The following is a 22,831-nucleotide window of genomic DNA, read 5'->3' as shown; positions in this document are numbered from 1 at the left end:
TTGTCTCATTCTCGCTTGCATCCCTCATTTGCCCCTCCCTGCGCTTGCCTGCCCCGCCCCGAAAGCATAAAGTAGTTGCGCCTGTAAGATATTGGATAAGCACTAAAAAGCGCTTCTTGTCCGGTCTGTTATCCATGACGCCATTGCATCATGAGAGTCCAAAGCCTTCGCTATCCACTTTGCTGGCGATTTTTCGCAGCAATAAAAACAAGTGCATTGCCCGACCCGGGCTAACACAACGAGGATAAACCGATGAAACTCAAAATGGCTCCTACCCTGATTGCACTGGCGCTGGCCGCCGCTGGCACCACGGCTCAGGCTGCTGTCGATGACTGGTATGGTGGTATCGGTGCTGGCTGGGCCTATGCCCACAATCTGGATGATTTTGGCAAAGACACTGATAAAGATGCCACCGCACTGAGCCTGTTCGGCGGTTACAACTTCAACGACTACTACGCGGCCGAACTGGGCTACCTCTACGCCGGTAAAGCGGGCGTTGACGGTGTCGATTTCAAAACCCAGGGGGCAACCCTCTCCGGTATCGCCCGCCTGCCGCTGGGCGACATCGTCTCCGTGTTTGCTGAAGGTGGAGCCTACTTCAATCACGTCAACGGCAATGACAACAGCGACAACGGCACTGCACCACTCGCGGGTCTGGGCCTGACAGCCAAGGTCTCTGACCTTGTCGATGTGCAAGCACGCTATCGCTACCTGTGGAATCTGGGTGACGAGCAGAAGACCTGGGAGAGCGACATGAGCGTTGCGACCCTGGAGCTGGTACTGCACCCCAACCGGACATCTTATGTCGCCCCGGTGGCCGCTCCGGCCCCCGAGCCGGCTCCCGAGCCGGTACTGGTGGACAAAAGCTTCGCCCTGAGCTCTGACGTGCTGTTTGCCTTTGGCAAATCCACCCTCAAGCCGGAAGGTGTCGCAGCGCTCAACACGCTGTATCAGCAGATCGTTGATGTTCAGCCGAAAGATGGCAGCGCCGTGGTCGTCGGTTACACCGACCGTATCGGCTCTGACGCCTACAACCAGAGACTCTCCGAAGCACGCGCCCGTACCGTGGCCGACTTCCTGGTTGGCAAGGGCCTGCCGGCTGGCAAAGTTGCCATCGAAGGACGCGGTGAAGCCAATCCGGTCACCGACACCCAGTGCAACGGGGTCAAGGGCAAGGCTCAGCTGATCTCCTGTCTGGCGCCGGATCGCCGTGTGGAAGTGCGCGTCACCGGTGTGCAGCAAGTCACACAATAATCCTGATCACCAGGATAAGCAGGAGGCCGAATGGCCTCCTTTTTATTGCCTGCCATGCGACCCACTTCTGGCGCTCTTCCTTCTTCCCGCATGGTTTCAGTGAAATAGGATCACTTATTGCCGCTATCCATACCTCTTGAGTGGTTAAAAACAGCCCGTCACCTATACATAAGTGTGGGGTTTGGCCAACAAGGATCCCCACTCAACCACACATCGACGAGGATACGCGATGAACATAAGATTAAAACCTGTGTGGATTGCACTGGCATTGGCGAGCACAGGCGCACATGCAGTACCGGTCCATGACTGGTATGCCGGGATAGGCGGTGGTTGGGCGATAGCCCACGACCTGAATGATTTCAGCCAGGATGTCAGCAAGGATGCGACTGCACTCTCCCTGTTTGGCGGCTACAACTTCACGGAGAACCTGGGCGTCGAAATGGGTTATCTCTCCACCGGCGACTGGGATATCAACGGTCATGACTTCAATAGCAAGGGGGCTACCCTGTCTGTGATTGGTCGTTTGCCACTCAGCGAGATGTTCTCGGTGTTTGCCGAGGGCGGCGGCTATATCTATCACGTCGAATCGGTCAACGGCGGGGACGACAACCTGGCGCCGCTGGCCGGCCTCGGCCTCACCGCCAGGCTCCATGACTGGGTCGATATCCAGGCCAGGTATCGGTATCTGGTCAGGGTAGGGGACGATCCTGACAACGACAAGGTGAACAGCGCCACCCAGCGCTGGGTCAGCGACATCAGCACCGCCACCCTGGAGCTGGTGATCCATCCCAACCGCAGCAGACCGGTCGAGCCAGCCCCCGCCCCCATGGTCGTTCCCCCGCCACCACCGGCTCCGGAGCCGGTCGATCAGACCTTCAACCTCAGTTCCGATGTGCTGTTTACCTTTGGCAAGGCCAACCTCAAGCCGGAGGGGATGAGCGCGCTGGAAGCGCTCTATCAGCAGATCGTCGATGTTCAACCCAAGGATGGCAGCGCCGTGGTGATGGGCTATACCGACCGCATCGGCTCGGATGCCAGCAATCAGAAGTTGTCAGAAGCACGCGCTCAAACCGTAGCAGACTTTCTGATCGGCAAAGGGCTGCCCGCCGACAAGGTGAGCATTCAAGGCAATGGCGAGAGCAACCCGGTCACCGGCAACCAGTGCGACGATATCAAGGCCAGAACCGCCCTCATCGACTGCCTTGGGCCGGATCGCCGGGTTGAGGTGCGGGTGACCGGCGTAAAGAGCGCCCACGAGTAGTTCATCTTGAGGCGATAACCATGTCAGACGTGCAGTAAAAAGGGATGCTTGCGCATCCCTTTTGCTTTGCCGTGATAGCTATGCCCGTCCAATCAGAACGAGGTGCGGCGGTAGCGACGATACTCCGGATGCCAGAAGTTGGCCTCGATAGCCTGATCGATCACCTCGTCCGGGGTCTGTACCGCCTTGCCCTGCAGCATGGCGGTCTTGGCCACCATCTTGGCGATGTAGCGGGAGACCTGGTGAATCTCCGCCAGATCCGGCAACAGGGAGCCCTCCTCCCCTTTCACCAGCGGAGAACACTCCGCCAGCGCGCGGCTGGCCGACATCAGCATGGCGTCGGTCACCCGGGTAGCGCCGGAGGCGATAACGCCAAGGCCAATCCCCGGGAAGATAAAGGAGTTGTTGCACTGGGCGATGACGTAGCGTTTGCTCTTATACTCCACCGGCGCAAACGGGCTACCGGTGGCTACCAGCGCCTGACCGTCAGTCCAGCGGATAAGGTCTGCCGGCGTCGCCTCGACCCGGGAGGTGGGGTTGGAGAGCGGGAAGATGATGGGACGGGCACAGTGCTTGTGCATGGTCTTGACCACCTCTTCGGTAAACAGCCCCGGCTGACCGGAAACCCCGATGAGGATGTCAGGACGACCGTGCTCCATCACCTCCAGCAGGGAGATATTGTCCCCCACCGGCCAGTCAGCAATCCGCTCCACCGGCTGGGAGAGACGGCGCTGGAAGTCGAGCTGGTTGGGGATCTTGTCGGTGATAAGACCAAAACGGTCCACCATAAAGACCCGGCCACGGGCCTCTGCATCCGTCAGCCCCTCGGCCTTCATCTGCGCCACAATCTGCTCGGCGATGCCGCAGCCGGCGCTACCGGCGCCGAGGAAGGCGACCCGCTTCTCGGAGAGCTTGGCGCCGGAAGCCTTGCAGGCGGCAATCAGGCTACCCAGGGTCACGGCCGCGGTGCCCTGGATATCATCGTTGAAACAGCAGAGTTCGTTCTTGTAGCGGTTGAGCAGCGGCATGGCATTGTTCTGGGCAAAATCCTCGAACTGCAGCAGGATGTCGGGCCAGCGGCGCTTGACCGCCTGAATGAAGGCGTCGACGAACTCGGCATACTCTTCGCCGGAGATGCGCGGATTGCGCCAGCCCATGTAGAAAGGGTCATTGAGCAGCTGCTGGTTGTTGGTGCCCACATCCAGCACCACCGGCAGGCAGTAGGCGGGCGAGATGCCGCCACAGGCGGTGTAGAGCGACAGCTTGCCGATGGGAATGCCCATACCGCCGATCCCCTGATCCCCCAGCCCCAGGATCCGCTCGCCATCGGTGACCACGATCACCTTGACGTTCTGCTTGGTGGCGTTTTGCAGCATGTCATCGATCCTCTCCTTGTCTGGGTAGGAGATAAACAGGCCACGGGCGCGGCGATAGATGTTGGAGAACTCTTCACACGCCTTGCCCACGGTCGGGGTATAGATGACCGGTAGCATTTCGGTCAGGTGGTTGTGCAGCAAGCGGTAGAAGAGCGTCTCGTTGGTATCCTGGATGTTACGCAGGTAAATGTGCTTGTCCATGTCGTTGCCGAACGCCATGAACTGACGGTAGGCCCGCTCGGCCTGCTCTTCGATGGTCTCGATATTCTGGGGCAGCAAGCCTTCGAGGTTGAAGTTGCTGCGCTCTTCGCTGGTGAAGGCGCTGCCCTTGTTGAGCAAGGGGGTCTCCAGCAGGGCGGGACCGGCATAGGGAATATAGAGGGGACGTTTCTGATTATTATCTTCAAACATGGATCTTGATACCTAAACGGTTAGCGAGATGCAGGAAGCCGGAGATCCTAGGGGCTTGTGTCATAAATTTCAAAGAGTTTGCATATCCGTTGCAAAAGGTTTGCGACCCAATCGACGAAAGGCACCGGGGGTCAGACCAGTGAGCCGGCGAAAGCGGTTGGCAAAGTTGGCCCCATCGCTGTAGCCGACCCGGGCAGCCAGCTCGCCAAGGGGCCAGTTGGTGTAGAGCAGTAGTTGGCGCGCCTTGTTCATTCTGAGCTCGGTCACCCTCGCCATCGGTCCCATGCCGAACACTTGCTGGCAGAGTCGGTGCAGATGGGGTACAGAACAGGCCATCTGCTCGGCCAGCCGGGCCACGCTCCAGGGCTCATCGAGACGCGCCTCCACCCGGCGAAACAGTGCCTGTAATCTGAGTTCAGGGGTACCGCGCACCTCCCCTTGCAGGGTGCGTTCCAGCAGCGCCAGCAGCAGGTTGAGCAGTTGAGGTTGCAGCGGGGAACGCACCCCCTCCCCCTGCATCAGGCTGAGCAGATGGTAGAGCTGATCGCCGCCATCCCCTTGCCAGATACGGTGCCCAAGGCGATGCAGGTGCTGCCAGCGCAGCACGTCATCGAGCAGGATCCAGCTGGTGTGCCACTGCTCGCCCACCAGCTTGAGGCCACCCGGCACGGCAGCGGGCAAAAAGATAAGCGACCCGGCCGGGATAGGCTGCTCGCCGCCATCGGTGAGCAGCGCCCCACCCTCGCTGTGGCTCACCATCAGGATGTGAAACTCGGGCCGGTTGCGACGGATCAGGTAGTGATCCCGGATGATCGAGAGGCCGGTCAGGAAGATACCCGCCTCGCCGAGCAGGGGCAGACCTTCACGCCCCAGCATCCGCTCTTCGCAAGAAGGTGCAATTTCCAGACACTCGCTGACAAAGGGCATAAGACCTCAACAGGATAGTTTTACACAAAAAAATCGAGAGCTACTCACAGTGAGTAGCCACACTATCACCCCTTATCATACCCCCCGACAACCCTTGCTTTTCTCATACCCGGTTAACAACGATGAATTATTGGCAAGCGATTTTAAAACAAACCACCGATCGCGAGTTCATGGCCAGACTGTGGCGACTAGCCCTGCCCGTCTCACTGCAATCCATGATGTTCTCCCTGCTCGGCCTCATCGATATCATGATGGTGAGCCAGCTTGGCACCACGGCCGTGGCGGCGGTCGGCTTGGGTAACCGGGTCTTCTTCTTCAATCTGCTGGTGATAGCGGGCCTCGCGGGCGGGGTTTCGGTATTGGCAGCACAATATTACGGTCGCGGCGAGATGGCCGGGGTGCGCCGATCCCTGGCTCTGGCGCTGGTGGGCGCCCTGCTGGTCTCCCTGCCATTTGCCTTTGTCTATGTATTATCGCCGGGCAGTGTGCTGGGCTTTGCCAGCCAGGAGCCCGCGCTGCGCGAGCTGGCGGATCAATTCTTGATGATCACCGGCGCCACCATCCTCTGCACCGCCATCGTGGTACCACTGGAGTCGGCGTTGCGCTCGGTCGGCAATGCCGCTGCCCCCACCCGCATCGGCATTATCGCCATCATCGCCAACGTCATCCTTAACTATGCCCTCATCTTCGGCCATTTCGGCTTCGAGGCGATGGGCGTAGCCGGTTCGGCCTGGGGCACCACCCTCTCGCGACTGCTACAAACAACCCTGCTGCTGATCTACGTGAGACGCTATGAATCGCGGCTGATCCCGCGCGTGCCAGACTGGCTGGCCGCCTTCAAACGCAAGGAGGTGGTGCGCTTCACCCTGATCGCCCTGCCACTACTGTTCCATGACGGCCTCTGGGCCTTCGGCATGCTGATTTACGGCTTTCTCTATGCCCATCTTGGCACCGATTCACTGGCCATCATGACCACCCTGGGGACGCTCGAGAGCATCCTTATCTCCCTCTTCTTTGGGTTGGCGGTCGCCTGCTCCACCCTGCTCGGCCACCGGCTCGGGGCCGAGGAGTACGAGATTGCCTGGCAGCACTCCCAGCTCTTTCTGCTGCTCGCCCCCATCGGCGCCATGCTGGCGGGGATCGCAGTTTGGCTGCTGCAGACCAACCTGTTGCAGTGGGTGGGCAACCTGCCCCCCGAGCTGATGGCCGAGGCGGGCCAGGTGCTCGGCATAATGTGTCTGGGGATGCTGCTCAAGGTATTCAACATGGTGGGCATCATAGGGGTGCTGCGCTCGGGCGGGGACGTGAACTACACCATCTTCATCGATATCGTCGGCATGTGGTGCATCGGTCTGCCACTCGCCTGGGTGGCGGTCAGTCTGCTCGGCTGGCCCCTCTCCTGGGTGGTGGCGGTGGTCTTGCTGGAGGAGCTCAGCAAGGTGCTGCTGGTGCAGCGCCGTATTCGCCAGCGCCGCTGGTTGAAGAATCTGGTGATGGGATAAGGGGCATGGCAAAGGGGGAAAATACGGGATCATATCAATGACAGAAAATCCCCGTTTGCAGTATGCTGGGCGCCTCTTCAATCAGAGGCAGGGATCCACGATCTCCCTGTCCAGTAGTCGTTTAAGGAGACGAGCATGCAACCACAGAAAGAGCTGATCACCGAGACTGCCCTGCTGGAGATGGCCAACAAGATCATCAAGGAACACGAGGATTTCATCCACGGCATGCGCGCCGATTCGGTGGAGCAGAAGGGGGATATTCTGGTGTTCAAGGGGGAGTACTTTCTGGCCGAAGATGGTACTCCGACCGGCAAGACCATGGCCGTGTTCAACATGTTCAAGCTGCTGGCCCAGCAGCTCTCCGGCAAGTACAAGCTTGCCTGATGTCGCCAGCACATTGTCAACACGATGCCGCCCTCAGGCGGCATCTGTTTTTCCACTACTCAGCCCCTCTATCACCACGCAATTGCGCCCGGCCATCTTGGCCTGATAGAGACACTCGTCGGCGCGGTTGATCAGCAGATCCGTGCTCTCGCCGGGTCGGGCCAGCGCAATCCCTATGCTCACCGTCACCTCCAGCAATTCGTCCGAGATGGGGCTTTTCACCAGCCGCGCCTCGACGGCAATGCGCAGCCGCTCCGCCATTTTCCCCACCTGTGCCGGATTGGCGCTGTTGAGCATCAGGATGGCAAACTCTTCGCCGCCATAACGCCCCAGCACCATGTCTGGCTCCAGCTGCTCACCCAGGGTAATCGCAACCTCCTTGAGCACTGCGTCTCCCGCCAGATGACCGTAAATATCGTTGATCCGCTTGAAGCGATCGAGATCCAGCAGCATCACAGCAAAGGGCTTCTTCCTGCTCTGCAGCCTCTCTCTGGCCTGCTCAAGCTGCTTCATCAGCAAGCGGCGGTTCATCATGCCGGTCAACTCATCGGTGGTGGACTCCCGATAGAGCCGCAGCAACATATTAAGTTGACCGCACTGCACCCAGCAGCTGGCCAGAGTAAACATGCCGAGCACCCATACCTGATTCAGGGTGGCCTGACTCCAGATGGTCTGCCCTACCAGCACCCAGTGACCCAGCAACATGGTCACCAACACCACGCAGGCCAGCTGCAGGCCGAGGGAGAGGGGGATGGGGAAGATAGCAAACAGGGAGATCAGCAGATAGGGAAAGGCCGCATAGCCCGCCTGCAACTCCTGTCCGGCACCAAAACTGTGCAGGCAGAAGAGGGAGAAGAGCATCATCACTGCCATCAGGTAACCCAGCGCCAGCTTCATCCGTTCCCGCTTGAAGTGAATAAGGTAGGAGAGCGGGATCAGTGGCGAGAGCGCCAGGGTGCAGAAGATCCTGGCTTGAAACAACTGCTCGAAATGGCTGGGCGGCAAGGTGATCCAGTCAACCAACGCCCAAGCGGGCAGCCCGACCATTAGCAGGCAGGTGAGCAGGCGCAGACGCACAGTCATAAAGCCCATACGGGTGCGGGTAAAATCTTCGGAGTGAACTCTGGCACTCCAGAACTCTGACAACTTGAGCATCCATCGCTTCCACGTCAAGGTCGAGTGGTTCATTCTACACCTACAAAGTAGTAAAAATGTCATGAGAGGGGGAATAAAAGTAGAGGGCGCTCACACAAAACGACAGATGATAATCGCAGCACGCAAACGTTTCAACCCATCAAAAAATAAACCTTTTATCGCAAAATTAGCGCTGGTCAGCCTCATTTCAATCACTACAATAGCGCCCAATTTTTTCCCCTTTCCCACATAATTTGAGGTACTTATGGAACAGGCTGCCGACACGCGCATCACCCCGGAGGCACACCCCCCCAGACGAGCCCAGAGCGAACTGGTCTACGGCATAGATGATGTCCCCCCCTTGCCCCAGACACTGTTCGCCGCCCTGCAGCATATGCTCGCCATGTTTGTCGCCATCATTACCCCGCCCCTGATCATCGCCAATTCCCTCGGCCTCCCCGCCGCTGACACCCGTTATATCGTCTCCATGTCGCTGGTCATGTCCGGCATCGCCTCCTTCATCCAGACCCGCCGTTTCGGCCCCATCGGTTCCGGCCTGCTCTCGGTGCAGGGCACCAGCTTCAACTTCCTCGGTCCCATCATCGCCTCCGGACTCGCCCTCAAACAGGCGGCCATGCCGACTGAAGATATGCTCGGCACCCTGTTCGGCACCATTATGGTGGCGGCACTGACCATGGTGATCCTCAGCCGCTTCCTCCATCTGGTCCAGAAGGTGATCACCCCGCTGGTGACCGGGATCGTGGTCCTGCTGATCGGTCTGACCCTGATCAAGGTGGGACTCATCAGCATGGGCGGCGGTTACAACGCCATGGCCGATGGCAGCTTCGCCAGCCCGAGCAACCTGTTGCTCTCCCTGCTGGTACTCGGCATCATCGTGCTGCTGCAGCGCAGCCGCAATCCCTGGCTGCGCCTCTCCGCCATCATGATCGCCATGCTGGCCGGTTATGCCGTGGCCCTGCTGATGGGCAAGGTCAGTGCGCCGACCTTTACCGGCCCCATGGTGATGGTGCCGGAGCCCTTGCGCTATGGTCTGGGTTTTGACTGGCAGCTGTTCGTGCCCCTGGCCATCATCTTCGCCGTCACAGCACTGGAGGCAATCGGTGACATGACCGCCACCTCGGATGTGTCCGGTGAACCCGTGACTGGCAAGGTCTATATGAAACGCATCAAAGGGGGGGTACTGGCCGATGGCTGCAACTCCATCCTGGCCGCCATCTTCTCCACCTTCCCCATGTCCACCTTCAGCCAGAATAACGGAGTTATCCAGCTAACCGGGATGGCCAGCCGCTACGTCGGCCTGTTTATCGCCGCCATGCTGGCACTGCTCGGCCTGTTCCCGGCGGTCGCCAGTCTGGTGCAGCAGATCCCCGAGCCCGTACTGGGTGGCGCCACTATCGTGATGTTTGGCACCATAGCTGCTGCCGGGGTGCGGATCATTTCCCGCGAGGAGCTGGATCGCCGCGCCCTGATGATCCTGGCCGTCTCCATCGCCATGGGACTGGGGGTCGCCCAGGTACCCGAGGTGTTGCAACACATGCCGGAGCTTATCAAGAGTGTGCTCTCCTATGGCGTCGCTACTGGCGGCATCACCGCCATCGTGCTCAACCTGCTGCTGCCCAAGCGCAGCGCACAACCCGCCTGACACTGCGCCTGGCTGTCACCAGCGCTACGCGTCCATAAAAAAGCCACGACCCGAGTCGTGGCTTTTCGTTTGAATGGATGGTCGTTACATCAGGCCGTCTGCGGCTCCGGTTCGGCTTCACCATCCTGTTCGCGACTAAAGTAGGCACGGGTCTCGGCGATCACCACATGGCGCAGGCCAATGAGGCCGATGAGGTTGGGCACCGCCATCAGGCCGTTCACGATATCGGCCAAGAGCCAAATCATGTCGAGGTGGAGGAAGGCCCCGCTCGCCACCAGCGCCAGATAGATAACACGGTAGGGCTTGATCGCCTTGACCCCGAACAGGTACTCGGTACAGCGCTCGCCGTAGTAGTTCCAGCCAAGGATGGTGGTAAAGGCGAAGAACAAGAGGCCAATGCTCACCAGATACTGGCCAACATGGGCATCGAGCCCCTGGGCAAAGGCCAGACTGGTCATGGCCGCGCCGCTCGCATCGCCGCTCCACACCCCGGTCACCACCAGGGTCAGGCCGGTCATAGTGCAGATGATGATGGTGTCGATAAAGGTACCGGTCATGGAGACCAGCCCCTGCTCCACGCAGGAATCGGTCTTGGCCGCCGCCGCCGCGATGGGCGCAGAGCCCAGCCCCGACTCGTTGGAGAAGACCCCGCGCGCCACCCCGGACTGAATGGCCAGCATGATGCTGGCACCGACGAAGCCGCCGGTCGCCGCATGGCCGGTGAAGGCACTCTCAATAACCAGCATGACGGCATCGGGCAGGGCGCTGGCGTTGTTCACCAACACGCCGAGGCAGGCGACGATGTAGAAGATAGCCATGAATGGCACCACCTTGCTCGACACGCTGGAGATGGACTTGATCCCCCCCAGGGTCACCAGTGCCACGATCAGGGTCAGCACCACGGCCGTCACTTCACGGGGTACCGAGAAGGAGAGAGTCATGGCGTCGGAGATGGCGTTGACCTGCGGGAAAGTCCCGATACCGAAAAAGGCGACGCCAATGCCGAACAGGGCGAACAGCTTGGCCAGCGGCTTGGAGCCGAGTCCCTTCTCCAGATAGTACATGGGGCCACCCGCCATCTGGCCGCTAGCATCCTGCTCGCGGTATTTGACCGCCAGCAGGCACTCGGCGTACTTGGTGGCCATGCCGAACAGCGCCGCCATCCACATCCAGAACAGGGCTCCGGGGCCACCCAGCTTGATGGCGGTAGCCACCCCGACGATGTTGCCGGTACCAATGGTGGCTGAAAGCGCAGTACAGAGGGCGCCGAAGCTGGAAACATCCCCCTGCTTGCCCTTCCCCTGATCGCGGCCAAAAACCAGCCGCAGAGCGAGGGGCAAGCGCACCACCTGAAGCAGACCCAGACGCAGGGTGAGATAGATACCGGTCCCGACCAGCAGGATCAGCAGGGGTGGTCCCCAGATAAAGCTATCGATGGCGGTTAACGCCGATTGAATTGATGACATGCATCCTCCTTAAAAAACAAAAATTAAGGAGGAGAAGGATGATCTTCCCATAGGTGTCGCGATCGGCCAAAGGCGATCGGATGCGGGCCAAGAATGTGTTCACACTCTTACTGCGAGGCCGTGATCAAGGCTCATGCGCTGCTCGCTTATGTGGGACCAAGAGGCTCATGTATTTACATACACTCCGGTTCCTGCGCTGCTCTTTACCTTGCTGACGACCTCTCGTTACAGATCGTGAACAGTTCCAAGCTCAGGTACAACCATCCCATCCCCTCTGTCCTTTTGCCTGAGAGTTTCCGGCGCCAGCCTGCCCTTGCGGGTGGTCATGGTGCCTTGCTCCTTCGGCGCCCGATTTAACGGGTCTCTCCAGAGTATCGTCCAGTAGCAGTCCACACCGGTTGCCCGGTACCTGAAAGATTCACTTCTTCGGTGGATGGTTGCCCATCGCTCTCCTGCTACCTTCATCCGAACTAGTTTGGATTAGGAAGTCGGCATGTTAATCCAAAAAATGTGAGCTGTCTCGCACTTGGCTGCCCCCATTTATATTTTTTAGTGACCGCCAGAACCGCAACAAGAATGTTAAATGTTAGTTAAGTATCAATAAGTTAGGCTCTCACCGATCAAATGTGGCCCAAACGGGAAAAATGGCGGATAGAGAACAGTGATCCCTCTCGTTTCGCCAAGAAAATCTTGCCGACATATCCAATCAAAATGCTTGCACAAAGAATCAATAAGCCGATAATCCGCTGCATAACCAAGCACTTTACCATCAATTTATGCACTGTGTTCGGTTGGTCCCACCGGACCGCTCGCCTGACCCGGCCGTCGCCGGTTCAATCGCATATGGCTTGGGCATATCACGCCCCCTAAGGATGACCAAAAGAGAATGAACGAGACCCTGGTTGCAAAAGATGTGGTCGCACAAGATTACCGTCAGCTGGTTGAACAATTCGGCTCCCCCCTGCTGCTGCTCGACAAGGCAGCCGTCCGCAAACAGTATCGGGCGCTGGCCGCCGCCCTGCCCGATGTACGATTGCACTATGCACTCAAACCCCTGCCCCACGAGGCAGTGGTCTCTGTCTTGAAGGAAGAGGGGGCTTGTTTCGATCTGGCCACCAATGGCGAAGTGGATCTGGTGCGCAGTCAGGGGGTTCGCCCGGGACGTTGCATTCATACCCATCCCATCAAGCGCGACAGCGATATCCGTTATGCGCTGGAGTTCGGCTGCACCGTGTTTGTCTACGACAACCCGCTGGAGCTGGAGAAGTTCATTCCCTACAAGGACGAAGTAACACTGCTGCTGCGGGTCAGCTTCCCGAACCCCGAGACCAAGGTCGATCTCTCCAAGAAGTTCGGCTGCACCCCGGAGCAGGCGCTGCCGCTGCTGCAGCTGGCCCACGCCAAGGGGATCAAGGTGATGGGGCTGTCGTTCCACGTCGGCTCTCAGGTCCCCCACGCCCGTCGCCACGTGCAGGCCATCGACGCTTGCCGCGAGATCATGGAGCAGGCCTGGTCGATCGGGCTCAAGCCCTGGGTACTGGATATCGGCGGCGGTTTCCCGGTCGATTATGATGGCGGCGAGTTCGATATCGACGGCTTCTGCGCCCCGATCCGCGAGGCACTGGCCAAGTTGCCCGCCACCGTGCAGAAGATCGCCGAACCGGGCCGCTTTATCAGCGCGCCAGCCATGACCTCGGTCGCCAGCGTCATGGGCAAGGCACACCGCGGCGACAAGATCTGGTACTACCTGGATGACGGCCTCTACGGCAGCTATAACGGCCAGCTCTATGACCATGTCATCTATCCGGTCAGCACGCCCTATGCCCATGGCGAGCTACACAATGCCGTACTCTCCGGCCCTACCTGCGACAGCGTGGACGTGATCCGCGATGGCATCATGCTGCCGGATCTGGCCATCGGCGAGCTGGTGGTGGGCAAGGTGATGGGGGCCTACACCTGGGCATCTGCCTCTACCTTCAACTTCTTCCCCAAGGCGAGCATCCTCATTCTGGACAGCAGCCAGAAAGGACAGAAACTGGTGGCGGTCGCCTGACGACGCCGTTCGCCGGCCCAAAACAAGAGGGGGAAGCTCGAGCTTCCCCCTCTCTCATTTCATCGCGGCTGGTCAGATAAACTGACTGGTCAGCAGCCAGCCGGTATAGGCGACGAAGCAGGTGAGCAGTACGCCCCCCTCCACCCGGTTGATCCGCCCCTTTCCTTTACGGCCCAGACACATCACCAGCAGCAACAGGGTCAGCCCCATCATGATGCTCCAGTCACGGGTGAGCACCTCGGGTGCCACGTCGAGCGGATGGATGCCTGCCGCGATCCCCACCACCGCCAGGGTATTGAACAGGTTGGAGCCAAGCACGTTACCCAGCGCCAGATCGTGCTCGTTTTTCTTGATGGCCATCAGGGAGGAGGCCAGCTCCGGCAACGAGGTACCGATGGCCACTATGGTCAAACCAATCACCAGATCGCTGATACCAAACGCCTGAGCGATGGTCACCGCTCCCCACACCAGCAAACGGGAAGCCCCGACCAGCAACACCAATCCGACGATCAGCCAGAAAATGGCTCTCTTCAGCGGCATGGCTTCGCTGTCGATGTCGTCATTGACGTCGGCATCCAGCGCATCCCCTTTGCCGGTGATCCCGGCCCAGATAGACCAGCCCATCAGAACGACGAAGACGGCCCCCAGAATAGCCGCATCCATGGCACCGAGATGGCCATCTATCAGCAACGCACCGGAAAGCAGGGTAATTGCAAGCAGGATGGGGATCTCCTTGCGCACCACCTGGGAAGAGACCGCAATCGGGCTGATCAGGGCGGTGAGACCCAGGATCAGGGCGATATTAGTGATGTTGGAGCCATAGGCATTACCGAGCGCCAGACCCGGATTCCCCTGCATGGAAGCCAGCGCCGACACCACCATCTCGGGCGCCGAAGTGCCAAAACCGATGATCACCATGCCGATCAGCAGCGGTGGCATTCCCGCATAACGGGCGGTCGCCGCAGCGCCATCGACAAATTTATCCGCACTCCAGACCAGCAGCGCCAGTCCGGCAATCAGGGCAACAAAAGCCAGGGTCATATCGTCTCTATTCCATGGTCTGCAAACACAAAAGCCAGGCACAAGCCTGGCCTCTTCCAGAAGCGGGCCCAGTGTAGCGGGCCCCCTTTCTATTTCAAGGGGAAATCAAACTGCAATTAACATTTCACAGTGCTGCCAGCAGGCTCTGGGCATCCGACACCTCGAACTTGCCCGGTTCCTCCACAAAGAGCTGCTCGACCACACCGTCGTTGGCGATCAGGGCAAAGCGCTGGGCGCGGATGCCACCAAAGGTACCGGTATCCTTGGCAAGGCCCAACGCCCGGGTCCAGCTGCCGTCGCCATCGGCCAGCATGGTGATGGCCTCGGCATTCTGGGCATCCTGCCACGCCTTCATCACGAAGGGGTCGTTGACCGACAGACAACAGATAGCATCCACCCCTTTGGTGATGAACTGATCGGCCAGCACCACATAACCCGGCAAATGGGCGTTGGAGCAGGTTGGGGTAAAGGCGCCGGGTACGGCAAACAGCACCACTTTTTTACCGGCAAAGAGCGTCTGGCTATCTCGCAGCTGCTTGCCCTCGGCGGTGATAAAGGTAAATTCGCCCGCAGGCAGGGGGTGTCCTACAGCAATCATGATTTCTCATCCTGAGTCGTGGTGGCAAGTCACCAGTTTATCCCAGAGTGACGACACCGCCTAACCGGGCCCCGGAGCCGGACCACTGCTGACGGCAGGCATTTTCCCCTTGGGCAGACTACTCTTGAGCTGGTTTCACGGCGCCAGGAGGCCTCATGCAACACTACTACGATGGTCTGGAAATTCGTCCCCCTGCCCTGCGCGAGCAGCAGCAACTGGATCAGCTCAATCATCAGCTTACCCATGTCAGCCAGTATTGCGCCGGTTACTCCAGCGCCTATCGCCACTGCCGTCTCGAGGATCTGGCAGAGCTGGCCACCCTGCCCCTGCTCGACAGCCAGGAGCTGTTTGCCGCCCAGCAGGCTCATCCCCCCTTTGCCGGACTGACCGGCCGCCCAGCCAGCCAAGCGCTGCGGGTCTTCTGCTGTCCGGGCCAGCTGGCGATCCCCGAATATGCCGGGGCGGACTGGTGGGGGGCCGCCCGGGCGCTGTTCGCCGCCGGTTTCAAGGCGGGGGAAGTGATGCTCAACGGTCACGACTATCACGCCGGTCCCACCGCCTTCATCTTCGATAACGGAGCCCGTCAGCTCGGCGCCCCCGTGGTGCCCTGCGGGCCTCACGATACCCTGCGCCAATTGGAGGCGCTGCAGCGCTATCAACCCACCGGTTACGTCGGCCCGCTGGTGACCCTGCTCGATCTGCTGGAGGCCGCCGAGGCAGCGGAGATCGCCACCGACTCGCTGCGCTGCGCCCTGCTGTGCGAGGCCACCCATCCCGAAACGGCGCCGCTGCGCGCCATTCACGGCATTGCAGCCCTCAACTGTCTGGTGTGGCAGGATGTGGGGGTGGTGGCTTACGAGAGCCAACCAGGACAGGGATTTATTGTCAACGAGAGTTGCATCATCGAGATCATCGATCCCGCCAGCGGCGAGCCGGTGAGCGGCGGCGAGACCGGCCAGTTGGTGGTGACCCGGCTCGATCTGGAGTACCCCCTGCTGCGCCTCGCTACCGACTGGCAAGGACACTGGCTCACAACGCCAAGCCCGTGCGGTCGCACCAACCGACGCCTCAAACTGGTCTAGTCACACAAACCAAATGCAAACGGGCAGCCATCAGGCTGCCCGTCTTGTCTCTGGCGAGGCGTATCTGAAAGTGGTCAGCGTCTCGCCTGCCAGGTGGCGATGGCGAGCAGGGAGTCGGGGGTAAACTCGCCCCTGCGATCAGCAATCTCGGCCAGGCTCATCCAGTGCACCTCGCTCACCTCTTCGGCCTGCAGCCGGAGCGGCCCCTGATAGCGGCAGCTGTAGAGGCCCCCCCAGACCCGATACCCCTCCCCTTCGGCATAGAAGGTGCCAAAGCCTTCCAGCGGCACCCCTTTAATGCCCAGCTCCTCTGCCAGCTCGCGGCGGGCGGAGGGTTCCATCTGCTCGCCTGCGGTGACCACGCCACCGGCGCAGGCGTCCAGCATGCCGGGGCAGAAATCCTTGCTGAGGGTACGCCGTTGCACCAGGATGCGGTCCGCGTCGTCGAGCACCAGAATATAGCTGGCGCGATGGCAAAGATTATCCCGTCGCACCCGAACCCGCTCGGCCACGCCAATCACCCTGTTCTCTTCATCCACCACATCAACCCATTCCACGCACAGGCCCTTTCGTTCGTTCCATTGCCCGCAGTATATCGGGGCAGCTTGTTGTTATGGCACTACTTTTCGGCCGGAGGTGCCGTTTTTATGATGCCCGTCGCCCGAGTAAGGATTCATGCAATTCTATATAAACCGTCATATCAGTGTCATCGAGCGACACCATAGTGTCGCCCAGTCTAGGCAATCAGGGAACTTGTGATGAAGGTATTCAAGCAGTTATCCCCACGGCAAATCGCTCGCTACATCAAGTGCTTTCACCGAGGCTATTTTGCCATCGAGTCGCTGGGGACATTTGAATTCAACGCGGGCAGGATCAGCCTCCATGGCCAGACCTGTCGCCAGCGGCTGAGGTTGGCCCGCCAGATCAATCAGGCGGTCAGTCAGCTTGGTCACAGCGAGCCTTTGTCAGACATGTGAGTCAAAGGGTCTTGCCTTACCGTCTGTTGTGCAGCCATGCCTTGCCCGCCGGTTAATCGCCGCGCGGGCCATTTTCGATCTCGGTGATGATGCCGTTACGCACCGTCACGAAGCGCATGAACTCGTTCTTGCCAAAGTTGTAGGTCCAGCGTTCGCCATATCTGACCTGGACCAGATTGCCAAACTGGTTCTCTTCATTGCGGTTGAGATCTTCGCGCAACATGGGCTCACCGCACTTGAGCAACATCTCGGCTGTGCTGTCTCCCTCGGTGATAAGGGCGTTCTTGCAACGCATGGCATCGGCACTGGCCGGGACGCTCAACAGCAGTAAAGTGAATGCCGCCACCCTGGTCATCTTCTTGCTCATCGGGATCTCCTCCTGTCGCATCACTTGCAGTATGCCTGTTCCTGTGGCCGAAAAAACCGCTACCTGAGCAAAAAAACGGCCCCTCGTCATCTCATGCTGGCCCGGCCCGCCGCAGGCTGCCTGCGGGCACAAAAACAAACGGCGACCCAATGGTCGCCGTTTGCATCAAGTCAGCAGGATCACAGGATGTCCAGCAACTCGACTTCAAATACCAGTGCAGAGTAGGGCGGGATGGAACCTGCACCACGGGCACCATAGGCCAGGTCGTGGGGGATGTAGAGCTTCCACTTGGAACCAACCGGCATCAGCTGCAGGGCTTCAACCCAGCCAGCGATCACGCCGGTCACCGGGAATTCAGCCGGCTGACCACGGGCGACCGAGCTGTCAAATACACCACCGTGGGTAAAGGTACCGTGGTAGTGCACGCGCACGGACTGGCCGGCTACCGGAACGGCACCCTTGCCTTCAACCATGACTTCGTACTGCAGACCGGAGTCGGTCACCTTCACTTCGCCGCGCTTGGCGTTGTCAGCCAGGAAGGCTTCGCCGTCAGCAGCGGCGGCCTTGGCAACGGCTTCCTGCTCTTCTTGCATACGAGCGGTGATCACTTGGAAGGCATCATTGATCTCGTCACGGCTGACCGCGAACTCCAGACCATTCAGAGCATCTGCCAGGCCTTGTTGCAGGGCCGGGATATCCAGACCGGCAAAGGCTTGCTGCGCTAGCTGATCACCCATGTTGCGGCCGATGCCATAGCTGGCCTTCTGTTCGATAGAGTCGTATTGGGACATTGAGATGTTGCTCCAGATCCATGTAGTAAAGAGGCGGGATAATATCAGACTTTTGGCCAAGGTGCTGCCGGGGGCGCCCCTGATTTCCCCCCTGTGGAAGGAACTTCACACAAGAAGGGGATGAACGCCGCCCAATGGCGGCGATCTGCTTAACTGCGATCCAGCAAGGCTGCTGACTACCACAAGACTAGAAAAACACCATCCGGCTTTCCTCACGCCTTGTCGAGCAGTGCCCTCACCGCGGCAACCTTGGCGCCGTCGGTAATATTGAACCGGCCGTCATCCGAGGTGCCCATATTCACGCCGTGCGGCACCATGCCACCACGCCAACCCATGCCGGACATATGCACTTCACTCACCCCGGTGAACTCGATAATGGTACTCACGTTGTCGGCATCGACCCCGGCCCCCGGCATCAGGCTGGCGCGACCCGCCAGCGCCTGCTGCATCGCCTGCAGCGTCTCCAGACCCGCCAGCGCGGTCGGCGCATGACCGGAGCTCAGAATACGCTCACAACCGGCGTTAACGATGATCTCCAGATCCGCTCGCCAGTCGGAGGAGAGGTCGATGGCGCGGTGGAAGGTGACCCCCAACGGGCCGGCGGCATCCACCAGCTGTTTGAGTTTGGCGGCAGGTACCCGTCCCTCCTCATCCAGCAAGCCGACCACCACCCCCTGCAGGCCCGCAGTGCGCGCGGCCGCGATATCCAAAAGCATCATCTCGAACTCGCCGTCGTTGAAGCAAAAATCCCCGGCGCGCGGGCGGATCATAGCGTACACCGGCACGCTGGCGTGGCGGGCAGCCAGTTGCATAAAGCCATGGGAGGGGGTCAGGCCACCCAGCCCCAGCGCAGAGCAGAGCTCGATGCGATCCGCCCCGGATTGCTGGGCGGTGAAGAGGGATTCCAGATTGTCGATACAGATTTCAAGACGGGTCATGAGGACACCTTTTTCGGGGAGATCAGACCCCACATCTGATCTCATAGATTAAGTAAGGCCGCGCCGCGCACCCCACCGCCGCCGCCGAAGCGGGCCTGGCGGATTTCGGGCAGGGCCACACCGGGCAGCAAGTGACCGGGCAGACGCAGCGGCAGCTGTTCATAGAGGGCCGGCAGGCCGCTCAGGCCGCCCCCCAACACCACCACCTCGGGGTCAATCACCGAAATGGCGGTGGCCAGCCCGGCCGCCATGATCTCCAGCCAGCAGTCGACGGTGGCAACGGCATGGGGCTCGTGGGCGTCGAAGCGTCCCACAATCTGGTGCCCCGTGGCGCGCTGGCCATGGAAATGGTGATAGAGGCGCTCCAGACCGATGCCGGAGGCATAGGTTTCAAAACAGACCAGACGGCCGCAGCCGCAACGGGGACGGGGCAACTCGGGGTATTTCATCAGCATGGTCGCGGGCAGGGGGTAGTGACCAATCTCGCCAGCCAGCCAGTTGCGCCCCTGGATAAGCTGGCCCGCCAGATAGACGGCGCCGCCGATGCCGGTGCCGATGGTGACACCGAGCGCGCTGCCTGCGCCGTCGGCGGCGCCTTGCTGCACTTCCGACCATAGGAAGCAGTTGGCGTCGTTATCCACCTTGACCGGCCGCGCCAGCAGCTCGGCCAGATCGGCGCCCAGATGGCGACCATTGATGGAGGGCAAGTTGGCCGCCACTATGCTGTGATCCTGGCTATTGATGACGCCGGGAAAACCAATACCGACCGAGCCTCGGGTGCCAAAACGGATATCCGCCAGCTCAACCCGGGAGCGGATCAACTGCTGCAACACCTCGTAATCGTTGCCCGGGGTGCTCATGCGCTCCTCATGGCAGAGGTTCAATGCACCGTCATAGACCGCGAAGGCGATCTTGGTTCCACCGATATCAAAGCCGTAATACATGCCCGCACTCCCTTGTCAGCCCGTGTTTATCCCACTCCGTCCAGGCGGAACATTGTATTAATTCGCAAAATAAATAAAGTGACCGGGGGCGAAAAACCGGAGAGCGCTCATAGCAAACGGCTCATTTGTCGCTGCAGGCAGGGCTGACCGAGGCTTATCAGGATGCGCTCTTCGCCGTCCAAGACGAAGCCGCGGCGCAGGTAGAACCCCTCGCCGATGTGGTTGCCATCGAGCAGCCACAATTTGACGCTATAGCAACCGGCGCGGCGCATCTGCATCGCCACCGCCTGCCACAGCCGTTTACCATAACCTTGCCGCCAGTGATCGGGATGAAGGTAAAACGCGCGGATCAGGGCACGGGTCTGCCCCTCTTCCTGCTGTGGCTGCCAGTAGAGCAGGCCGATCACCACCTCATCAAGGCAAAGCAGCATGGGCCTTGGGCACGGCTCGGCCAGACGGTTCTGCCAGATCTGCAGATGAGCGGCGACCTCCAACTGCGCCAGCAGGTCGGCGCCGAGTACCTGGCCATAGGCAGCGAGCCAGCTGGCTCGCTGCATCACCGTCATGGCGGCGGCATCGTCGCTGCGCGCCATGCGCAGGCTTATGCCTTGCATTGGGGCACCAGACCGTTGGCACGGGCCTGCTGATAGAGCGGCAGCACTTGCGCCTGTTGCGCCTGCAACTCGGCGATCCGGTTCTCGTTGCTGGGGTGAGTGGAGAGCAGTTGCGGCGGCGTGTTGCCACCGGCTGCGGTACTCATGTTCTGCCACAGGGGGATCGCCTCGGCCGGATTGAACCCGGCGCGCGCCATCAGATCCAGCCCCAACCGATCCGCTTCGCTCTCCTGAGTGCGGCCATAGGGCAGCATTACCCCGACCTCCACCCCGAGGCCAAGGGCGGCCATGGTGGCACCGCGATACTCGCTGGTGCTCATGGCGATGTCGGCCGCCGCCAACCCAAGGCCGGCCAGCTGACTGCGAGAGAGCCGCTCGTTGGAGTGCTGGGCCAGCACGTGGGTCAGCTCGTGGCCGATGACGGTGGCGAGCTGATCCTGATTCCTGGCCACCTTGAGCAGGCCGCTGTAGACCCCGATCTTGCCGCCGGGCAGGGCGAAGGCGTTGACCTGCTTGGAGTCAAACACCACCACTTCCCAGCTGGTAATGCCATAGCTGGCCGGCACCTGGGCGGTCACCGCCTTGGCAACACAGGAGACATAAGCGTTGAGTTTGGCATCCTTGCTCACCTTCTCCTGCTTTTTCATTTGCTCGAAGGAGTCGGCACCAAGCTGGTTCATCTGCTGGGGGGAATAGAGCAGCATCTGGCTGCGGCCGGTCGGCGACTGGGCGCAGGCGACCAGCAGGGAACTACAGAGGGCTACCAGGCCAAACTTGGAGAGGGACGCAATCATGAAGGGATCCTTTGCCATAACGTTGCCCTATTCTCGGAAATGCCGCCCTGCTACGCAAGGGAGCCAGCCCCCGGCTGGCGGAAAAATATCCATCTGGCGCTATTAACAGAACTGACAGCCACCAAAAACAAAACGAGCCCGCTTGGGGCCCGTTTTATCAGGAGGTGTGGGTAGCAAGCCGTTACATAATGCCCAGCTTTTTCAGATCTGCCTGCACCACCTTGGCCGGTACCGGCACGTAGCCATCTTTGGCAACGATGCTTTGGCCCGCCTTGGAGAGCATCATCTTGACGAACTCCTGCTCCATCGGCGAGAGCGGCTTGTTCGGATGCTTGTTCACGTAAACGTAGAGGAAGCGCGACAGCGGATATTTACCGGTGATGGCATTATCAGCCGTGGCTTCGACAAAGGTCTTGCCATCCTTGGAGAGCGGAATGGCACGCACGCCGGAGGTAACGTAACCGATACCGGAATAACCGATACTGTTGAGGGAGGCGGAGACAGACTGCACCACGGAGGCGGAACCCGGCTGCTCGTTCACACCGCTCTTGAAGTCACCGTTACAGAGCGCGTGCTCCTTGAAGTAACCGTAGGTGCCGGATACCGAGTTGCGACCAAACAGTTGCAGATCCTTGCCGGACCAACTGCCATCCAGACCCAGATCAGACCACTTGGTCGCCGCCTTGGCTTCGCCGCACTTGAGGGTGCTGGAGAAAACGGCATCAACCTGCTGCATGGTCAGCCCCTTGATGGGGTTGTCCTTGTTGACGAATACCGCCAGGGCATCGACGGCCACGCGGATGGCGGTCGGCTTGTAGCCGTAACGCTTCTCGAACGCTTCCTCTTCACCGGCCTTCATGGCACGGCTCATCGGACCGAACTGGGCAACCCCTTCGGTCAGGGCAGTCGGCGCGGTAGAAGAACCGGCAGCCTGGATCTGAACGTTAACGTTGGGGTAGACGCGCTTAAATTCTTCTGCCCACAGGGTCATCATGTTGGCCAGAGTATCAGAGCCGACCGAGGACAGGTTGCCAGAGATGCCGCTGGTCGGTGTGTAATCCGGCAGGTCTTTATCCACACCGGCAGCCAGAGCGCTGACAGAAAACAGGGTTGCTGCGGTGAATCCGATTACACCAGCCAGTTTGTTGAGTTTCATCCAATCTCTCCAAAGTTACAGAAGGTCCGTTCTTAAGACGGCGCCAGTATCTGACCTGGCAGTGACAAATTTATGGATTTAATGTGACACTTTAATGA

22 protein-coding genes and 1 riboswitch are annotated in these 22,831 nt (G+C 59.9%); of the genes, 8 read left to right on the top strand and 14 right to left on the bottom strand.

Going from position 1 to position 22,831, the window contains the following annotated elements:
• Positions 1-252: 252 nt before the first annotated feature.
• Positions 253-1,254 carry a porin OmpA gene (gene ompA, locus BN1125_RS07945; protein ID WP_042011629.1) on the top strand — a complete coding sequence of 334 codons (1,002 nt, stop codon included), beginning with the start codon at positions 253-255 and terminating at the stop codon, positions 1,252-1,254.
• A 229-nt stretch (positions 1,255-1,483) separates the two neighbouring features.
• Positions 1,484-2,515, top strand: a complete 1,032-nt coding sequence (locus tag BN1125_RS07940; RefSeq protein ID WP_042011627.1) for an OmpA family protein — start codon at positions 1,484-1,486, stop codon at positions 2,513-2,515.
• Between the two features lie 92 nt (positions 2,516-2,607).
• Here BN1125_RS07940 and BN1125_RS07935 read toward each other — a convergent pair whose 3' ends face one another.
• Both BN1125_RS07935 and BN1125_RS07930 read right to left on the bottom strand, forming a co-directional pair.
• On the bottom strand, positions 2,608-4,302 hold the full coding sequence (locus tag BN1125_RS07935; RefSeq protein WP_042011626.1) for an NAD-dependent malic enzyme: 1,695 nt from the start codon (positions 4,300-4,302) through the stop codon (positions 2,608-2,610).
• Positions 4,303-4,371: 69 nt separating this feature from the next.
• A complete protein-coding gene (locus BN1125_RS07930; RefSeq protein WP_042011624.1) occupies positions 4,372-5,229 on the bottom strand; it encodes a helix-turn-helix transcriptional regulator in 858 nt (285 codons plus the stop codon).
• 122 nt (positions 5,230-5,351) lie between these two features.
• On the opposite strand from BN1125_RS07930, the gene BN1125_RS07925 reads away from it, so the two are divergent.
• Complete coding sequence (locus BN1125_RS07925; protein WP_042011623.1) at positions 5,352-6,731, top strand: MATE family efflux transporter; 1,380 nt, start codon at positions 5,352-5,354, stop codon at positions 6,729-6,731.
• A gap of 135 nt (positions 6,732-6,866) precedes the next feature.
• A complete protein-coding gene (locus BN1125_RS07920) occupies positions 6,867-7,115 on the top strand; it encodes a YciN family protein (RefSeq protein WP_005338382.1) in 249 nt (82 codons plus the stop codon).
• A gap of 33 nt (positions 7,116-7,148) precedes the next feature.
• Here the strand turns inward: BN1125_RS07920 and BN1125_RS07915 are convergent, their stop codons facing one another.
• Positions 7,149-8,270 carry a GGDEF domain-containing protein gene (locus BN1125_RS07915; RefSeq protein ID WP_042011622.1) on the bottom strand — a complete coding sequence of 374 codons (1,122 nt, stop codon included), beginning with the start codon at positions 8,268-8,270 and terminating at the stop codon, positions 7,149-7,151.
• Positions 8,271-8,514: 244 nt separating this feature from the next.
• On the opposite strand from BN1125_RS07915, the gene BN1125_RS07910 reads away from it, so the two are divergent.
• Positions 8,515-9,912 carry a nucleobase:cation symporter-2 family protein gene (locus BN1125_RS07910; protein ID WP_042011621.1) on the top strand — a complete coding sequence of 466 codons (1,398 nt, stop codon included), beginning with the start codon at positions 8,515-8,517 and terminating at the stop codon, positions 9,910-9,912.
• A gap of 89 nt (positions 9,913-10,001) precedes the next feature.
• Here the strand turns inward: BN1125_RS07910 and BN1125_RS07905 are convergent, their stop codons facing one another.
• Positions 10,002-11,378: an alanine/glycine:cation symporter family protein gene (locus BN1125_RS07905; protein ID WP_042011620.1), complete on the bottom strand. Its 1,377-nt coding sequence runs from the start codon at positions 11,376-11,378 to the stop codon at positions 10,002-10,004.
• A gap of 264 nt (positions 11,379-11,642) precedes the next feature.
• Positions 11,643-11,758, bottom strand: a riboswitch (glycine riboswitch).
• Positions 11,759-12,264: 506 nt separating this feature from the next.
• On the opposite strand from BN1125_RS07905, the gene BN1125_RS07900 reads away from it, so the two are divergent.
• Positions 12,265-13,431: a type III PLP-dependent enzyme gene (locus tag BN1125_RS07900; protein WP_042011619.1), complete on the top strand. Its 1,167-nt coding sequence runs from the start codon at positions 12,265-12,267 to the stop codon at positions 13,429-13,431.
• 72 nt (positions 13,432-13,503) lie between these two features.
• Here the strand turns inward: BN1125_RS07900 and BN1125_RS07895 are convergent, their stop codons facing one another.
• Both BN1125_RS07895 and BN1125_RS07890 read right to left on the bottom strand, forming a co-directional pair.
• Positions 13,504-14,472, bottom strand: coding sequence for a calcium/sodium antiporter (locus BN1125_RS07895; RefSeq protein ID WP_042011618.1), 969 nt, complete (start codon positions 14,470-14,472; stop codon positions 13,504-13,506).
• Between the two features lie 124 nt (positions 14,473-14,596).
• Complete coding sequence (locus BN1125_RS07890; RefSeq protein ID WP_042011616.1) at positions 14,597-15,070, bottom strand: peroxiredoxin; 474 nt, start codon at positions 15,068-15,070, stop codon at positions 14,597-14,599.
• A gap of 155 nt (positions 15,071-15,225) precedes the next feature.
• Here BN1125_RS07890 and BN1125_RS07885 point away from each other — a divergent pair, with 155 nt between their 5' ends.
• Positions 15,226-16,152, top strand: a complete 927-nt coding sequence (locus BN1125_RS07885) for a phenylacetate--CoA ligase family protein (protein ID WP_042011614.1) — start codon at positions 15,226-15,228, stop codon at positions 16,150-16,152.
• Positions 16,153-16,226: 74 nt separating this feature from the next.
• Here the strand turns inward: BN1125_RS07885 and yfcD are convergent, their stop codons facing one another.
• Positions 16,227-16,709, bottom strand: coding sequence for an NUDIX hydrolase YfcD (gene yfcD / locus BN1125_RS07880; RefSeq protein ID WP_042011613.1), 483 nt, complete (start codon positions 16,707-16,709; stop codon positions 16,227-16,229).
• Between the two features lie 201 nt (positions 16,710-16,910).
• On the opposite strand from yfcD, the gene BN1125_RS07875 reads away from it, so the two are divergent.
• Positions 16,911-17,129, top strand: coding sequence for a DUF1107 family protein (locus tag BN1125_RS07875; protein ID WP_042011612.1), 219 nt, complete (start codon positions 16,911-16,913; stop codon positions 17,127-17,129).
• A gap of 52 nt (positions 17,130-17,181) precedes the next feature.
• On the opposite strand, the gene BN1125_RS07870 is transcribed toward BN1125_RS07875, so the two are convergent.
• From BN1125_RS07870 to BN1125_RS07840, 7 genes are all read right to left on the bottom strand, one after another.
• Positions 17,182-17,496, bottom strand: a complete 315-nt coding sequence (locus tag BN1125_RS07870; RefSeq protein WP_042011611.1) for a DUF2845 domain-containing protein — start codon at positions 17,494-17,496, stop codon at positions 17,182-17,184.
• A 179-nt stretch (positions 17,497-17,675) separates the two neighbouring features.
• A complete protein-coding gene (gene bamJ, locus BN1125_RS07865) occupies positions 17,676-18,287 on the bottom strand; it encodes a BamJ family beta-barrel-assembly machinery protein (RefSeq protein WP_042011610.1) in 612 nt (203 codons plus the stop codon).
• 212 nt (positions 18,288-18,499) lie between these two features.
• Positions 18,500-19,225, bottom strand: coding sequence for a copper homeostasis protein CutC (locus BN1125_RS07860; protein WP_042011609.1), 726 nt, complete (start codon positions 19,223-19,225; stop codon positions 18,500-18,502).
• Positions 19,226-19,266: 41 nt separating this feature from the next.
• Entirely contained in the window at positions 19,267-20,169 is a 903-nt protein-coding gene (locus BN1125_RS07855; RefSeq protein ID WP_042011608.1) for an ROK family protein, read from the bottom strand.
• 107 nt (positions 20,170-20,276) lie between these two features.
• A complete protein-coding gene (locus tag BN1125_RS07850; protein ID WP_042011607.1) occupies positions 20,277-20,783 on the bottom strand; it encodes a GNAT family N-acetyltransferase in 507 nt (168 codons plus the stop codon).
• Positions 20,771-21,577 (bottom strand): M48 family metallopeptidase, encoded by an 807-nt coding sequence (locus tag BN1125_RS07845; protein WP_042011606.1) that lies wholly within the window; start codon positions 21,575-21,577, stop codon positions 20,771-20,773. The genes BN1125_RS07850 and BN1125_RS07845 overlap by 13 nt, the downstream gene beginning before the upstream one ends.
• Positions 21,578-21,758: 181 nt before the next feature.
• Positions 21,759-22,733, bottom strand: a complete 975-nt coding sequence (locus tag BN1125_RS07840) for a PstS family phosphate ABC transporter substrate-binding protein (protein ID WP_042011605.1) — start codon at positions 22,731-22,733, stop codon at positions 21,759-21,761.
• Positions 22,734-22,831: the final 98 nt, after the last annotated feature.

The organism is Aeromonas fluvialis (assembly GCF_000819885.1).
Lineage (GTDB): Bacteria > Pseudomonadota > Gammaproteobacteria > Enterobacterales > Aeromonadaceae > Aeromonas > Aeromonas fluvialis.
Note: the sequence above shows the minus strand (reverse complement) of the source record. Positions and strands in the feature narration are given on the sequence as shown.